16 protein-coding genes and 1 tRNA gene are annotated in these 15,765 nt (G+C 49.6%); 8 read left to right on the top strand and 9 right to left on the bottom strand.

All coding sequences use genetic code 11. The annotated features are described in order from the left end of the window. Positions 1 to 155 precede the first annotated feature (155 nt). The 3 genes from ACMGEE_RS17545 to ACMGEE_RS17555 all read left to right on the top strand — a co-directional run bounded on the left by ACMGEE_RS17545 (position 156) and on the right by ACMGEE_RS17555 (position 3,127). On the top strand, positions 156 to 2,117 hold the full coding sequence (locus ACMGEE_RS17545; RefSeq protein WP_436830437.1) for a protein-disulfide reductase DsbD: 1,962 nt from the start codon (positions 156 to 158) through the stop codon (positions 2,115 to 2,117). Between the two features lie 63 nt (positions 2,118 to 2,180). Next, entirely contained in the window at positions 2,181 to 2,759 is a 579-nt protein-coding gene (dicD, locus tag ACMGEE_RS17550) for a division control transcriptional repressor DicD (RefSeq protein WP_253455949.1), read from the top strand. A gap of 292 nt (positions 2,760 to 3,051) precedes the next feature. Next, positions 3,052 to 3,127, top strand: a tRNA-Phe gene (locus ACMGEE_RS17555). A gap of 743 nt (positions 3,128 to 3,870) precedes the next feature. On the opposite strand, the gene ACMGEE_RS17560 is transcribed toward ACMGEE_RS17555, so the two are convergent. From ACMGEE_RS17560 to ACMGEE_RS17585, 6 genes are all read right to left on the bottom strand, one after another. After that, positions 3,871 to 4,194, bottom strand: coding sequence for an SDR family NAD(P)-dependent oxidoreductase (locus ACMGEE_RS17560; RefSeq protein WP_436830395.1), 324 nt, complete (start codon positions 4,192 to 4,194; stop codon positions 3,871 to 3,873). A gap of 314 nt (positions 4,195 to 4,508) precedes the next feature. Further along, positions 4,509 to 5,156 (bottom strand): transcriptional regulator, encoded by a 648-nt coding sequence (locus tag ACMGEE_RS17565; RefSeq protein ID WP_436830396.1) that lies wholly within the window; start codon positions 5,154 to 5,156, stop codon positions 4,509 to 4,511. Between the two features lie 294 nt (positions 5,157 to 5,450). Further along, positions 5,451 to 5,987 carry a TetR/AcrR family transcriptional regulator gene (locus ACMGEE_RS17570; RefSeq protein WP_436830397.1) on the bottom strand — a complete coding sequence of 179 codons (537 nt, stop codon included), beginning with the start codon at positions 5,985 to 5,987 and terminating at the stop codon, positions 5,451 to 5,453. Positions 5,988 to 5,992: 5 nt separating this feature from the next. Further along, entirely contained in the window at positions 5,993 to 8,074 is a 2,082-nt protein-coding gene (locus tag ACMGEE_RS17575) for an FUSC family protein (protein WP_436830398.1), read from the bottom strand. Then, positions 8,071 to 9,135, bottom strand: coding sequence for a multidrug transporter subunit MdtN (gene mdtN, locus ACMGEE_RS17580; RefSeq protein ID WP_436830399.1), 1,065 nt, complete (start codon positions 9,133 to 9,135; stop codon positions 8,071 to 8,073). The genes ACMGEE_RS17575 and mdtN overlap by 4 nt, the downstream gene beginning before the upstream one ends. 27 nt (positions 9,136 to 9,162) lie before the next feature. Next, positions 9,163 to 9,423 carry a YtcA family lipoprotein gene (locus tag ACMGEE_RS17585; protein WP_436830400.1) on the bottom strand — a complete coding sequence of 87 codons (261 nt, stop codon included), beginning with the start codon at positions 9,421 to 9,423 and terminating at the stop codon, positions 9,163 to 9,165. Positions 9,424 to 10,012: 589 nt separating this feature from the next. Between ACMGEE_RS17585 and ACMGEE_RS17590 the strand changes: the two genes are divergently transcribed. After that, positions 10,013 to 10,522 (top strand): cytochrome b, encoded by a 510-nt coding sequence (locus ACMGEE_RS17590; protein WP_436830401.1) that lies wholly within the window; start codon positions 10,013 to 10,015, stop codon positions 10,520 to 10,522. A gap of 160 nt (positions 10,523 to 10,682) precedes the next feature. Here the strand turns inward: ACMGEE_RS17590 and ACMGEE_RS17595 are convergent, their stop codons facing one another. Further along, a complete protein-coding gene (locus ACMGEE_RS17595) occupies positions 10,683 to 10,898 on the bottom strand; it encodes a helix-turn-helix domain-containing protein (protein WP_253461142.1) in 216 nt (71 codons plus the stop codon). Positions 10,899 to 11,013: 115 nt separating this feature from the next. Between ACMGEE_RS17595 and ACMGEE_RS17600 the strand changes: the two genes are divergently transcribed. The 4 genes from ACMGEE_RS17600 to ACMGEE_RS17615 all read left to right on the top strand — a co-directional run bounded on the left by ACMGEE_RS17600 (position 11,014) and on the right by ACMGEE_RS17615 (position 13,347). Continuing rightward, positions 11,014 to 11,274: a helix-turn-helix domain-containing protein gene (locus tag ACMGEE_RS17600; RefSeq protein ID WP_253455977.1), complete on the top strand. Its 261-nt coding sequence runs from the start codon at positions 11,014 to 11,016 to the stop codon at positions 11,272 to 11,274. A gap of 195 nt (positions 11,275 to 11,469) precedes the next feature. Beyond that, positions 11,470 to 11,889: a translesion error-prone DNA polymerase V autoproteolytic subunit gene (umuD, locus tag ACMGEE_RS17605; RefSeq protein ID WP_253455981.1), complete on the top strand. Its 420-nt coding sequence runs from the start codon at positions 11,470 to 11,472 to the stop codon at positions 11,887 to 11,889. Between the two features lie 3 nt (positions 11,890 to 11,892). Further along, positions 11,893 to 12,027, top strand: a complete 135-nt coding sequence (locus ACMGEE_RS17610) for a hypothetical protein (protein WP_301253274.1) — start codon at positions 11,893 to 11,895, stop codon at positions 12,025 to 12,027. A gap of 306 nt (positions 12,028 to 12,333) precedes the next feature. Then, positions 12,334 to 13,347, top strand: coding sequence for a zinc-dependent alcohol dehydrogenase family protein (locus tag ACMGEE_RS17615; RefSeq protein ID WP_301253272.1), 1,014 nt, complete (start codon positions 12,334 to 12,336; stop codon positions 13,345 to 13,347). A gap of 130 nt (positions 13,348 to 13,477) precedes the next feature. Here the strand turns inward: ACMGEE_RS17615 and ACMGEE_RS17620 are convergent, their stop codons facing one another. Continuing rightward, the gene (locus tag ACMGEE_RS17620) at positions 13,478 to 14,662 is read right to left on the bottom strand and encodes an MFS transporter (protein ID WP_436830402.1); all 1,185 of its coding nucleotides are present in this window, start codon (positions 14,660 to 14,662) and stop codon (positions 13,478 to 13,480) included. Between the two features lie 12 nt (positions 14,663 to 14,674). After that, complete coding sequence (locus tag ACMGEE_RS17625; protein ID WP_436830403.1) at positions 14,675 to 15,760, bottom strand: Gfo/Idh/MocA family protein; 1,086 nt, start codon at positions 15,758 to 15,760, stop codon at positions 14,675 to 14,677. Positions 15,761 to 15,765: the final 5 nt, after the last annotated feature.

Consider the following 15,765-nt stretch of genomic DNA (forward strand, 5'->3'; position numbering starts at 1 on the left):
AACCACACCCTTTCCGTTTCTTCCAGTGCGACATCCTGCAACAGCCGCAGCCGCCAGGCCGTGATATAGTCTGCGCCTTGCATAAGATCTCCGCCGCGTCGGAGTCTGCCTGTTTTCTGGTTTATATCGGTAGTGGAAAAATGATCCCTGTCATGATGAAACGCATCACAACCTGCCTGCTGCTGGCGCTGATCGCCTTCTTTAGTACGGGTGCCAGCGCCTCGCTGTTTGGTAACAACGCCAACAGCCACTTCGGCACCGTCGACCAGGCCTTCAGCTTTGATTTCAGCCAGCGGGCCGATCGGCTGACGCTCAGCTGGACGGTGAAGCCCGGTTACTACCTTTATCGCCAGCAAATCTCCCTGACCACACAGGGCGCGAAGCTGGCCGACTGGGCGCTGCCCGCGGGCAAACCGCATGAAGACGAGTTTTACGGCAAAACGGAAATCTATCCCGACAGCCTGACGGTGCCTTTAACGCTGCTGGAAGCGAAAAAGGGCGCGACGCTCAGCGTAACCTGGCAAGGCTGCGCCGCCGCCGGTTTTTGCTATCCGCCGGAAACCCGCAGCGTGCCGCTGAACGAAGTGACGGCCGCCAGCCAGCCGCCAGCGGATGCGGAAAGCGCGGCCTCCGGCACGCAAACTGAGGCAGGTAACGCGATTTCCAATACGCAAACTAATGCAGAAAATGCTGCTTCCGGTACGCAAGCCGATGCGGGCAAGGTGGCCTCGGATGCACAAACTAATGCAGACAATGCGGCCTCCGCTATGCAGACCGATGCAGGCAATGCGGCCTCGGATGCGCAAACTAATGCAGGCAATGTTGCCTCCGCTATGCAGACCGATGCAGGCAATGCGGCCTCCGGCACGCAGACCGACGCCCTCGTCGGGCAACCCGCGCAACCGGATCATAAACTGCCCTTCTCGCCGCTGTGGGCGCTGCTGATCGGCATCGGCGTTGCCTTTACGCCGTGCGTGCTGCCGATGTATCCGCTGATCTCCGGGATTATCCTTGGTGGCAACCGTCGCTATTCGCTGAAGCGCCTGTTTGCGCTGGCTATGGTCTATGTACAAGGTATGGCGCTGACCTATACCGCGTTGGGCGTGATCGTCGCCGCTGCCGGGCTGCGTTTTCAGGCCGCGTTGCAGTCGCCAGCGGTGCTGATTGGCCTCTCCGTGCTGTTTATTCTGCTGGCGCTGTCAATGTTCGGGCTGTTTACGCTCCAGCTCCCCTCTGCGCTGCAAACCCGGCTAACGCTGTTAAGCAATCGTCAGCAGGGCGGCTCGCTGCCGGGCGTCTTTTTGATGGGCGCGCTGGCCGGTCTGATCTGCTCGCCCTGTACTACCGCGCCGCTCAGCGCCATCCTGCTTTATATCGCGCAAAGCGGCAACATGCTGGCCGGGGCGGGCACGCTCTGGCTCTACGCCGTGGGCATGGGGCTGCCGCTGATCCTGGTGACGCTGTTCGGCAACCGCCTGCTGCCGAAAAGCGGCGCGTGGATGCAAACGGTAAAAGAAGGCTTTGGCTTCGTGATTTTGGCGCTGCCGGTCTTCCTGCTTGAGCGCGTGGTGGGCGACGCCTGGGGACTGCGTCTGTGGAGCCTGCTGGCCGTCGCCTTTTTCGGCTGGGCCTTTATCAGCCTGAAATCCGCTAACGGCTGGCTGCGCCTGGGGCAGATCCTGATGCTGGCGGCGGCGCTGGTCGCGGCCCGTCCTTTGCAGGATTGGGCGTTCGGCGCGCCTGCAACGGCAAGCCACACGACGTTAAGCTTTACGCGCATCGCCACCGTCAGCCAGCTCGATCGGGCGTTGCAGCAGCATAACGGCATCACCATGCTGGATCTCTATGCCGACTGGTGCGTAGCCTGTAAGGAGTTTGAAAAATATACGTTCAGCGAGCCGCAGGTACAGAATGCGCTGAATAAAACGCAGCGGTTACAGGCGAACGTCACGGCTAATAATGCAGAAGACAAAGCGCTGCTGGCACGGCTGAACGTGCTGGGGCTGCCTACCATCCTGTTTTTTGACGCCAGCGGCAAAGAGATCCCCGGCTCGCGCGTGACCGGTTTTATGGATGCCGCAGCCTTCCGGGAGCATTTGCAGAAATTGTCGCAGTAAACGACACTAGAGAAGAATTTTACGGTCGCGACCGTAAAGTAATGCATTCAAGAGGAGAGTCGCTTGCAACGTGAACAGGTACTCGAGCATGCACTGAACGTACTCGAGCAGAACGGGCTGGCCCCCTCCACCTCTTTCGCCATGATGGCGGAGGCGGCAGCCTGCCAACAGGAAGATTTGCAACGCTACTGGCCCGACCGCGAGGCGTTGCTCTATGACGCCCTGCGCTATCACAGCCAGCAGGTTGATATCTGGCGGCGCAAGCTGCTGCTGGATGACACTATGGGGCCAGCACGCAAGCTGCTGGCGCGTTATCAGGTGCTGGAGGAGGCCGTTAACAATAACCGCTATCCCGGCTGCCTGTTTGTGGCCGCGTGCAGCTTTTATCCGCAGCCGGACCACCCTATCCATCAGGTTGCCGAACAGCAGAAGCGCGCTTCCTGGCAATATACCCACGAGCTGTTGACCCAGCTGGAAACCGATAACCCGGAACTGCTCGCTCATCAGATGGAGCTGATTCTGGAGGGCTGCCTGAGCCGGCTGCTGGTGAAACGCAACGTGCAGGAAGTGGTGACGGCCCGTTCGCTGGCGGAAGACGTGCTGAGTATCGCGCTATGCCGTAAGAATGGCGCACTGAGCTAGTGCGCTGAGCCGTAACCTGCGCCATCAGAGCGGCGCGCTGAGCCGTAAGCGCGGTGGTGCGTTTAATCAGCGTCCTGTACTGTAAGTGCGCCGCTCCCGTACCGCACAGGCTCACGTGCTCTTTAGCAAAGAAAGCGCACACGACGGAAGCCTGAAAGACAGGCTGTCCCGAATGGATTTGCATAACTTTCAGGCTGACTGTCTGAAAAGCAGGCAGTCAATCACGCTTTAACGCTTTTTTATGACAAAGCCGTTGACGGCGGGCAGCCTTTACGGTTTAATGCGCCCCGTTGCCCGGATAGCTCAGTCGGTAGAGCAGGGGATTGAAAATCCCCGTGTCCTTGGTTCGATTCCGAGTCCGGGCACCACTATTCCAAACCCTCGCTTATGCGGGGGTTTTTGCTTTATGCGTCAAAAAATCACTGGTTTACCAGTAGATATTATCCTTTGCTCTCCTCTCCCCCCGCTTCCCGGTTGCATCAAATGGGCATTCTGCTTCACGTATTCCATTGTTGTACTGACGCCTTGCTGCGCACGTAAATCTTTCACCAGCGTAAAATTCCGTTCCGGCGACGTTATCAGCTCCGTCGTGAGGTTATGGTGAAAATAATATGGCGAGACGGCAAAACCACATTCTTTCGAAAGACGCAGGAAGAACGACCGGAGCTTTTGATGAATCTGAGCATGTCGTTAGCTTATGTGGGTCAACTCCTGAGAAGCGACTAAAAACGGTATTAGATGCCACAAAGCGGTGGTTCGCATCCTTCACAAGGATAATCCCGCCACCAGCATTAATTAATGGGTTATCCAGACAGGATTCAATCGTTGGCGCAGGAACTTGCTCCTTTCGTGTGAAAGAACGTTTCCTTTTTTCCATAAAAAGCCCCTCCAATGGGATTTGTTGCCCCCACCTGGGTGGATATCAGCCTCCTGCTCTACCGCTTCTGTGGAAAACCTTGCAGTCAACTGAAAGGCAGATCAACCCAACATCAGTTTACCCTGCCTCAGTCCAGACTATGGGAGATATCAACAATAAGTAAACGCAGATTCCATAGCACTTGTTGCTGTGAAGCCAGCTGCCTACAGCGCGCTTGCGGTATCAAACATCGTTCTAACCAACCGAGTATCCGCCATCAACGGTAATAATTTGTCCTGTGATGGAGCGAGCTGCATCAGAAGCGAGGAAAAAAGCCGTGGCGGCGATCTCTCCCGTAGCGGCTATACGCCCGGTAGGCATCCTGCTGAGAAATTCTGTTTTCGCTTCCTCATTCCGACCAACAAAGCGGTCAAACATATCCGTCTCTGCGGGACCAGGTGCAATTGCATTAACCCTGACGCCTTTAGCTGCGACTTCGAGTGCTGCGGAACGCGTGAGCCCATTGCTTAATAGTAAAAGGCAACTTAAGAAAGCCAGTACTGCAGCAATAACACTCAATCCGTGACAGGGGCAAGTTTCATAAACATCGATTTTCAGACAACGTTAGAAAGATAAAACCCCAGACTATGAGAAGTATCGGCAATCAGTGAATAAAGGTCTCATAGCGATTATAACCTCGCAACCGTTTACAATTATTACTTTCCATGCCGCCCTGAAAAAAAACGCACTAAAACAGTGAATAAAAATATCAAGTATAAAAAGGCGGCATGATTAAAGTAATAGCCCGACCCTTTGCAGGCAGAAAAGAACTTCCTTGGGGTATTCGGGCCAGGGACGCCCTATTTTATAACTTGAGGTAAAAAATGGTGTTTCTACTCCTCATGCAATTGTTCTTTCCATTGTTCTTTCCATGATTTTGATTCAGGGCTGAATACGCCTGATAATCCCGGATTACATTTATAGACATACTCCATAAATACCGGATGCCTGAAACCCGCTTTAGCCACAATACTCAGACGGTGGTGGTACAGCGTCTTGAGCGCACACCCCAACCGTTCGGAAAGTTCTGTCAGATCCATTCCGGCCGTAAAAAAAGGGAGCAGACGACGCTCCGTTAGGGTCAGTCTGACCGGCCTAACGCATTCTGCTTTTTTACGTGTCACCGGTCGTTGTGTTTTCCCACTTATGATGAGTTCAAGCAACGAAATATCCTGCTTCTGCGTAAGGATCCTGTCGCCCTGGCTTGTTGCCGGGAAAACCCGCCCCGTATGCTCCCGAGTAAGCCAGACCACGGTTATATCCTCCCGACAGCTACGGAGGGTATTGAATGCAAGCCATTCGCCCCGGAAAAATATCAGACTGTCTACGACAACGGTGATACTACAGGCATTTTTCACCTCCCGTGGCATAATTTTGGTATTATAATTCATTCTCAGGCAGGCCATCTCCGGCAGCAGGGTGGCCAGCCCCGTGAACAACCAGCTATTCTCCGTCAGCACGACAAGAAGTTTGTTATCCATTAAAGTAAATCTCCTGTTCTCTATTTTTACAACAAGGCAAATTATTTCTGTTAAATAAATACACACGCAGCAGTATCATGACCGTCAATATTAAATTGACAGACTAATCGGCTGAATCAATGGGACCATGCAGGTACGTTTAAATTATAAATATCAATGCATATGATAACTTAATATATATACTATTTTTATATAAATCAGCTCACGGAAAAACCGGAAGCGAAAGCAACCTCCGGTATTGTGCGTTAATATGATATGCTAAATTCACTCATCAATATGATTTATACTAAAATACTAATGCGTTCTCATGAAATCTATGATGGTCTGTAAATTATCACCGTTGTTTTTATGATATTGTAGTGACAGAATCGCCCCCCAAAACATAAACCGGTACGGCATAATTTCTTCAGGAAGTTCCTCAAGGGAATTTACATTGAAGAAAACCTGGAACCGCTGCTCAAAAACCTTTTCTACTGACTCCCTTAGATCTTTATCCGCAAACGTGGCTTGCCATATTTCCATGATCAGAACCAGCGGATTTTCCAGAGGCTGTTGCTGCATAAACAGGATTAACTCCAGAATACGAGACTTGCAGTCTTGAGTATTACTGGCAGGTATCTGCTGAAAAAGTTGTGGTATTAGTTCATTTAATAAATCATATCGGCCCGCAGGAAAATGATACCGGAGGGCACCCCGCGTAACGCCGGCCTGTTCGCAAATTTTATTCTCGCTGATGGCAATATAACCTTCCTTTGCAAGGATATCTCTTGCCGCGCCTATCAATTTCTTTTTGGTGTCATCCGCATTACATCGGATCATGTCCATCTTCATTAGCATCACACTCCGGATACATTTCTTTTGTTGTCATCTGGCCAGGCAGGAACAGAGCGGAAACACGCTACCAGCTCTCGGATCCTGAGCAAAAGGAGGCTGTTCCTGAATACTTCAGTGTTCATGCTCTCCTCCTGTATATGAATCATCAACTGATTTAACTGATTGTCGATAGCCGGTGTATGGCCCGACTCACTTTGCAGCCCCTTTGCATAGCGCTGTACTGCAACCGAAAGGGTATGTAGGACACGGTTGGCAAATATAACAGCGTCACGCTGTCTATGATCTCCGGCAGACCGTACATACTCTGTTTCCAGCCTATAAAGCGCAACGTGTATTTCACGTAGTTTACCCAGCAATAGCTGACAGGCCAGCGTTAACTCTTCATTATCGTTGCTGCGCCAGTTTGGTTCGAGCGCCACTTGGGCCAGGAGTTTCTGTGTGGCATCCAGTTTCAACCAGCCTTCCGCCTGTACGTTTTTTTTCCCTACCATGGGACTCATTCTTTCAGCCATATACTCAAACAAGCCAGCCAGCGAATGACGCAATGTCTTTCCTTCAGTTTCCGGCCAGATCAGACTGTGTATCAGGGTAGAAAACGTAATGCCCAGCAGGATACCTGTGAGTCTGTCCCGGATCTCTGTCAGGTTCGGATGGGGAGAAAACGTCGCAAACATAGCCAGCGAAAATGCGAACAAAATTTGGATCCCGGCATAGCTGCTTCGCTCTGAGCCTGCGGCCACCCAGCCGCTGAGTGCGATAACGGGTATCACCATCAGCAACAGTCCGGTCACAGAGTCGATATGAGGAAGGATAAATATCGTGCAGAACAAGGCCAGTAAAGTGCCGACTACGCAGCCACCAATACGCAGCAGGCTTTTCTGTACCGAGGCGCCCAGTCCCGGGACTGCGACAATGATACAGGTGAGCATGGACGTATGAATGCCTGGCCACTGAACGCTGGTATAAAATATATAACAGAGGGCAACAGCCAATAATGTTTTGATGCCGTATTTAATATAGTCATATGAAAGTTGTTCTTGCGGCCGGGAAACGCCAGAGTGCGCTTTATCTGACGCATAAGGTTCGCTATTTCGCGCCTCCAGCAGGGAAACGCCGTACAGAGCACTGTACATTTCCTGAAGACAAGCTGGCAGCATCTCAATTTGAGCATGATCCTGTTGTTCAGGGGCATAGCTTCGGTTGTCCCGCAGGCACTGTAGAAAGGAACGGCATTCGGCAGCCAGTTTATGGCAATAACTGGCTGCCATGTCTGTCAGCTCGCCGTTCAGGCTGGTTAGCTGCCGTGAGGCGGAATACAAGCGTTCAGCGGTGGCGATTTCTGCGAGATGCTTTTCTTTATCGGCACAAAACTGCTCCGAACGCATAATGGAGAACTTGAGACAGCTGTGTAACGTCAGCACACTGGTCTGAATTTCTTCCAGCGTGATTGCAGCAGCAGGCTTTCCGGCAGCTGCTGACTCCAGCGCCCGGCTGGTCACCGTAACAATCCTTTCTATTTCCTCTTGTAACTGTCTGACCGGCTCAACCGGCAGGAGCAGCGTATTTACGACATGTGCCACAACGGTGGCATAGCAGCCGGCCACCCAAGACCACAGACAGTTACGCAACAACATTTCGCCATCTGAACTCAGGTCCACAAAGCTTTGTACGTAGGTTATGGTGATAGCAACGGCAAAATACAGAAAGCTCCATTTTCTGGATGAACGCATCAGATACAGCAGAATGAGCAACGCAACAGAGACGCTGAGCAGACGGAACATCGGGGCATCAATAGTGAGTTTCAGGGTGAGGATCGCAGCCCCAACTGCCGCTGTATTCACAAGCAGGAATAACGGAAATATCATCCGAGTCAATACAATATTTTTCTGGGTGGCAAAAAAAACCACCAGCAGAGAATAAGCGAGTTGCGGGACACCCAACGTCAGTGAAATGACTATGACAATCACTGAAGAAAGCAGATACCTCAGCATGGCATTATAGCGTCCGGGGAACCCCCTTGATTCCTGGTGCAGAAAACGAAGCAGGTTACCGGTTTTTCCGCCAATCATATCTGGCATCATCATACTGCATGACCATTCTTTTCATCGCTCTGACTACCAGAATGAACCTTTACTACCGCAGATGTGCCCATCCTGAAGAGACGAGAGTCAGGAGTAGTAATGCGAATTCGTACCGGAAAGCGCTGGGCAACACGTACCCAGTTAATATTACGGGCAATGCTCGGCAAACCACTCTGTATGGCTCCGCCATCATCCGGATAAACCCCATATCCTGTGGACTCTACGGACCCGGTAAAATGCTTTCCGGTGTCACTCATCAGGTAAACATCGGCGCTGTCACCGTCGTGAATATTCTTAAGTTCCGATTCACGGTAATTTGCCACCACATACCAGTTTCTACTGTCAACCAGCGTAAAAACAGCCTGTCCTGTGCTGACGTACTGGCCGCCGGTGGTTTTTAATGATGTGATACGGCCATCAAACGGCGCCCTTACAACGGTGTGTTCCAGATTAAATTCGGCGATGGAAATATCTGCTTTAATCACTTCGCGTTTCGCAATGAGAGCTGACACACTGCTGACCGCAGCATTTGCCTGTTCAGCCTGCAGTCTGGCTGACTGTAATTGCGCCGCCGAGGCACGCTGCCGGGCTTGAGCCTGATCCAGGGATTCATCGGAAACATAGTTTCGTGCGCGTAAGGCTTGCAGCCGTCGCAGGGTAGCAGCATCCTGTTCAGCCGTAGCACGGGCCGCATCAATATGTTTCTCCGTAGCCTGTGCATTAAACTCCTGAGCACTGATATCACGTCGGGTAAGAATAACTTGCTGCTCAAGCTGGGCCAGGTTTGCCTTTTCGCGAATTAAGGCATCATGATACGGACGAGGGTCTATTTCGAATAAAACATCACCCTTATGGACAAGTTCGTTCTCTTTCACCGGTATTTTTATGATAACTCCGTTAACCTGAGGGGCAATATTTATGGTATCAGCATAAACATAGGCATCATCTGTCCCCGGTGTCTCATCAAACAGTCTGATTAACCAAATTAATATGGCCAGCGTAGACACTGACAGCACCAGAATAAACAGCCGCTTATTCATACAAGTTTTTACCTTAATTGGCATCTGCGTTCCATGATTAACAAATAAAGATTAATAAAAAAACAGGATCCAGAACCCCATTGATAAAAACGCTATCAACAACGGGTAAGTTAAAATATAAGGGGATAGCCACCTGCTACGCCTGAAATTCTTCAGTGATATGTTTATTACAGCAGAGGTCAGACAGCCGCCGGAAATGCAAAAAAGCCAGTCCGGAAAGTAGGCACCGAGGATATTGACTGAAGGAGAATGCGCCGAACAGCCACTCAGCTGGAATATTATAAAATTCTGCAAAAGTAATCTGTGTTTCATAAATAAAGAGTCATTAGATTTTTACATAGCATATATAAACCCACATCAACATACAACCCTGTATTTTGTGTGTGAATAGAGAGGAAGGGTTTACTGCCGCTGGCATAAGCTCCTACCAGGATGTGAGTTGAGACGGAAAAAACCTCGCCGTTTACCAGAGGCTCGCATATTACTTTTTCACTTACTAAATTGCGCCACCAACAAGCAGCCGATAATATCCGCTGGCGACAAGTAAGAAAACAATATATATAAAGAATATGAAATTCATTTAGTCAGGCAGTAATGAAAAATAAAAAATACACATTTCAGGTTTATTAGAGAATAAATTATGGGCCAGAAAAAACCTCGAATAAAGATTACCGCAATACTTTTATATCTCCTAAGTAACGTCAATCTGCAATATATGGTGGTACTAAAACCGACTTCTTAAGTGTGTGTGTACTTGCTAAGATTATATTTAATCATACTTGCAAGAATCATCCCATTTTACCTTACCTCAGAATTTTTTGCGATGCACAATAATAGCCTTGTGGTAGCATTAATTAAAAATACAGTGACGTCTTTTAATGTAGTTATAGGGATTAGCTTTATGTCATCACGTTATTCACGGCCGCAAATTTGGTTGCACTGGATTTCCGCAGCTATTATCATCTGGTCCACTCTCAGTGGATTCTATGTAGCATTATTTAATCACGATCTACAGTGTGAAATCTGGATTGGTTTCCTTAATGTATCCCTTACAACAATTTATATTCCTCTCTTTATGCTAAGGATCTGGTTTGCGTGGCGCCACGGTAAACCTGCCGATAGTTTACTGAGTCATAAAGAAGATAAGCTTGCGGCAGTAGGGCATATGCTGCTTTACAGTAATATTGCTTTAGTATTAATTACTGGCGTAATGATGATGGAAAAACCTATTAACGTTTTTGGTTTTTTTGAGTTACCTCATCCCGTTAATGACAACAGAATTACCAGTATTTTCCATACAGTACATATTATTTCCTGCATTAGCTTAGGACTGCTTATTATTGGGCATATTTTAGCAGTAGTTAAGCATCAGCTAAAGGGTAAGCCATTACTTCGACGCATGAGCTGGTAAGTAGAGGGGGTTACGAAAATAAACGCGCTGCTTTTAGGACAGGTGATATTTAGCATGTAAGTAACTGGCCAGTTTTGGAAAAAAATAAAAAATAAGCTATGTGAAGCATAATCACATGGCCAGGTTACACATTCGGATAATCATTTTAACGCCGCCATTCTTACCTGAATTTATTATATCGCGAAGGCCAGATGCGCTCCGGCTCGGTATCCAGGGCTATGGCAATCAGCCTTTCCCCTCTTGGCCAGTGGCGGTTCAGCGCATTGGCCAGCGTGGACGAGGCCAGCCCAGCCTCGCGGGAAACGGCAGACAGCGTCGTGCCTCTCTTCTTCAGCTCGGCAATGATATCTGCCGGGTGCCAGTCCTTATCGGTTATCTCTGTCATCCTTGTCAGCTTCCATCAGACGTTGCTTGTTGAGTATCACTAAACAACTACGATGTTAAGTAATGCTAAACAGTAAGTCAATGTATGATTGTTGATGGTGTTACTGATGATCCCAGCTCGTTTGAAAGCCGCCCGTCTCCATGCTCGTCTGACTCAGGAAAAGCTGGGCGTTCTGGCAGGCATTGAAGAGGAAACGGCGCGCTCGCGCGTTTCGCAATACGAAGGCGGGATCCATCGTCCAACGTTTGAAACGATGTGCGCCTTTGCAAAAGTGCTCAACGTGCCGGAATGCTATTTTTATACGATTGATGACGCCTTCGCCGAGACGATTTTAGCGCTCTGGCACCAGAGACAACGTCCCGCCTGACGCCGCTTTAACAGTGGCCCTGTCGCTTTTCAGACAATCGCCAGCCCTGCGGTCGCTCCCCTTATTTCACAAGCTGTACGCCTGTTCCGATGTCTTTTCCTCTGTCGCCAGAAGCAAAAAAACCATCGTCAGGCTTGATCGTTTCCCGTAAATGATAATACTGTGTTTATATACAGCTTATTTCGGGATAACCCCATGAATTTACTTCGTCCGGTCGAAGTCCGCGCGCTTCTGCGGCTGCCGCTCTTTATGAGCCGCGTGCCCTGCGGCTCACCTGCCAGCGCGCACGACCATGTTGAACAACGTCTGGACTTAAACGATCTGCTGGTGCAGCGGCCGGAGAGCACCTATTACATTCGCGTCAGCGGCGACTCAATGAAGGATGCCGGGATCGATGACGGTGACCTGCTGGTGGTCGATAACGGTATTGCCGCCGATCACGGCGATATCGTGGTCGCGGCGGTAAACGGCGAGTTCACGGTAAAAAAGCTGCAGCTGCGCCCGGACGTGCGGCTACTGGCGATGAACAAGGCCTGGCCGCCGATAGTGCTGGCGGAAGAAGAGCAGCTGGATATTTTTGGCGTGGTGACCTTCACCATTAAGGCGATGGAGTAAGCCATGTTGAAAAATCGGGTTTACCGCGCCTGCGCCTCTGACGTTCAGACTTCGCCGCCGCATCAGGTTAAGTTTTTGTTCAGTCGGCTGCACGAGCTGGTGCCGACTAATAATGATCTGAGTGGTGAGAAACGTTAGTTAATTTGATGCTTTTCAGGTCAGCAGCTCTGGAGTGTTGTTTGGTCTGCTATGAGCGAAATATAGACTTTCATACCCTGGAACTTACGCTATTAGGTGATTCAGGGTATACGCTTGCTGGTTACGAATATTGAGCTTCGCGTTTCGTATGATCGATAAATGCTCAGTGCGTTGATTCCAAATTTCTTCTGACAGAGTAATAGCTCTATCTGAGCTGATTATATTTTCAGCATATACATTACATATCATCTTCTTTACTGAATCGTCTAAAGTTAATGCTGCAAATATTAAGAACAGGATTTTATTATGAAATGTTTTCGCATCAACAGCTTTGGTAGTCTGGACGCCCTTAATATGCGTATTGAAGACGAGCCGAAACCATCCCGAAGAGAAGTGCTGGTCAAAGTCAGAGCCTGTAGCCTTAACTACCGCGATCTCTCAATGCTCTTTGGCAAAGGAACGCTTTCTCCACGCAAAGGCCTCATTCCGCTATCTGACGGGGCCGGTGAAATCGTCGAGACAGGTGATGATGTGAGCCGATTCCGTAAAGGAGACAGAGTCGCAGGCATATTTTTCCCTAACTGGCAGGCTGGCGCCTTAACTCAGGATACTGGAAGAGGGGCATGGGGACTGGAAGAGGATGGATGGCTGACTCAGTATAAAGTTATCAGTGAGGAGGCGCTGGTCTCCATTCCGCAGCATCTCTCTTTTGAAGAGGCTTCCACCTTGCCTTGTGCGGCAGTGACTGCGTGGAACAGCCTGATGAAACCGCGCCAGCTTAAAGCAGGCCAGACGGTTCTTATACAGGGCACCGGCGGAGTATCGTTGTTCGCAGTGCAATTTGCAAAGCTACTGGGCGTAAAAGTGATTGCCCTGACCTCAACTCAGGAGAAAGAGCAGCTACTCCGTGAGCAGGGCGCTGACCATATAATTAATTACACACAGCATTGCGACTGGTATCAGCAGGTCAGAGAATTGACGGAAGGCAGAGGTGTGGATCGTATTGTAGAAGTTGGGGGGCCAGGAACCATAGCTCACTCCATAAAATCCTGTACGAAGGGTGGCGAAATTATTCTGCTTGGCTTTGCTTCCGGGGGTAACAGCATGCTGAACTTTATGGATATCTATGCAAGTGGTGCAGTGCTTATGCCAATGAGTGTGGGCTCGCGTGAAGACTTTGAAGACATGAACAGAGCTATCTCTCAGGCACAACTTCATCCTTTAATTAGTAGGACTTTTACGTTTGACGATGCGGTAGAAGCCTGGCGCTTTATGCAGGGGAAAAAACACACGGGCAAAATTGTTATTACTCTTCAATAGATTAAAATAGCGGCAGGATTTAAGCGTGCTGTGTAGATGATTCAGAGCCGGTATGGTTTGAACAGATCAGTCACTATGGCCGTAAACGCTGTAAAATAAAGGGGCCTGAGTTGGCCCCTGTTAAACTGTTTTAATTATTGAAAGAGTTTTCGCGAGCCGCAGTCCGTCGTGATGCCAGGATCCCCAGATGGCTCACCAGGGCCAGTGCTGCTACTGTGCCAGCGAAATAAGGCAGGTTGCTGGCGTGGATGCCGTAAGAAATCAGTAACCCACCGCAGATAGTCCCTACCGCACCGCCTAAATAATTGCTGGAACTGTTCAGCGCTACCACAGCTGCGCCGTGCTCCGGCTGCATTCTGAGCAAACTGTGCTGTTGAGGAGCAAGCGATGACCAACCTGTAGCTCCCCAGAGGATGAAAGAGAGAAAGGCGAACGCCGGCCCATACTGAGAAGTAATCGGTATGCTCAACAGCGACAGGGCCATAATCAGCAAAATGAAGACCAGTAAAATGGCGGGTTTTTTACACCAGTCGATCACATGGCCCACACTGAAGCTTGCTATCATCCCGCCAATGCCCCACGCCCATAAGTAAGGCGTAATAGCATTCACATCAGAGACTTTCTTAAGCACGGGCGCAATGAAAGTATAAAGGCCAAGACTGGCGAGTGCCGTCAGAAAGGTGACACCAACGGTTGCAGCTACCTGACGATTGCCTAACATCTTAAAGCGAGCCGATAACGAAGGCGGTGTTGAAACGGTGATATCAGGAAAGCCCGCTACCACGCCAATCAGCCCAACGACACCAATAACGGTTACCAGCCACAAGGTGCTTTGCCATCCAAAGTGGGACGAGAGGATTAGCCCCAAAGGCACGCCAATTACCGTTCCGGTGCTCATGCCGCCCAGGATCATGCTCAGCGCGCGGCCCTTACGTTCCGGACTAACCAGGGCCGCCGCCGCCGCCGCTGCAACCGGTGAGAAAAGCCCCGCCCCTGTTCCTGCAATCGCCCGAAAGAATAATAAAGTATGCAGGTCGGGACTTAATGCGCTGCCGATATTCGCAACGGAAAAAATCACTAACGCGACACTAAGAATTTTACGAACAGATTTTCCGGCCAGAAGGGCGGAAAACAGAGGGGCGGCAACAGCATAACAAAGCGTAAACGCAGTGACGGTCTGGGCATTTTGAGCTTCACTAGTGCCATAGGTGAGTCCGATTGCCGGCAGTATACCGGCGATGACATACGCATCCAGACCTAAAGCGAACATTCCTATGGATAAGAAAATAATCTTTTTCATATAACCTTCAAACAATGGTGAAACCGCCTAGCCTAATTGCTCAAGGCTGCCATCTTCAGTGAACAATTCCCTTTCATCTTTAAGGACATAGTTTGCCGGGCCAATTCGGCGCACTTTATGCTCAATCGTGTTAAGCAGCCTCTGTAATCTGAGCGAAGTATCGAGATCGGCAAAAGCGTGTTCAGGCGGTAAGTTATTCAGAAGATAATGAATGACTTCCCGCACCTGCTTCCTGAGCTTCTGAATTGTTTTTAACGCCTGTTCAGACTCATCGAAAGAGGTGGTAAATGCCTGAATCAATTCGTCACCCTGCTTTGTGTGCTTCCATAGCCTGAGATGGTCATTGTCCCACTCAGGCGTATCAAACGTCAGCCGGGCATACACCAGCTCTTTTTCTGGCGATGAAAAGATAAAATCGAGCGTACGCTGACGAATTATATTGGTAAAGCTGCTATAGCCGGTGATAAGGGCTTCTCCAAGCCGGGCAGTAACTGACACGCTATCAAGGATGTTATCGCCAGATATGGAAAAGTTAGATTCTGTCCCAATAGCGGCATCAAGCTCCAGATGCTCATTTATGCCCGCCACCCATTCCACCAGATCAAGAGAGTGAATAATTTCACTGGGTACGCCACAGGTAGTTCTGTGGTCGTGTATCCTGTCTTTTCCCCAAATGAAGTTTGCCCGTAGCAGAGTGAGGCTGTTATCGCGAATATAATTTTTTAAATAGTCGGTGGCTTCAGAATACCTTTCAACCATATCCATACAGAATCCAAGCGTATTGACGAGCGCCTGCCGGATGCGATGAAGATCGTCTGCCGAATTAACCAGCGGTTTCTCACAGATAATAAAACCGCTATAGCCCTCCAGCTGGAAAAGGACTTCAGCATGATTTCCATCTGAGACCGCCACAACAATAACATCCGGGAGGTGCTGCTTAAGCGCTTGTTCAATATTAGAATAGTAAGTGAACGGCAGATCTTTCTTACTTACTGCGACATAAGCATAGTTAAATTCAGTCGCCCTGAATTCCCCTTCTAAGGACTGAAAAGCGTTGATATACCTTTTCCCGGCATAGCCGGGACCAATAATAAGAACATTTAACGCGGCCATTTTTC

The sequence above is a fragment of the Erwinia artemisiae genome, assembly GCF_051400835.1.
In the GTDB taxonomy this organism is placed as follows: Bacteria; Pseudomonadota; Gammaproteobacteria; order Enterobacterales; family Enterobacteriaceae; genus Erwinia; species Erwinia aeris.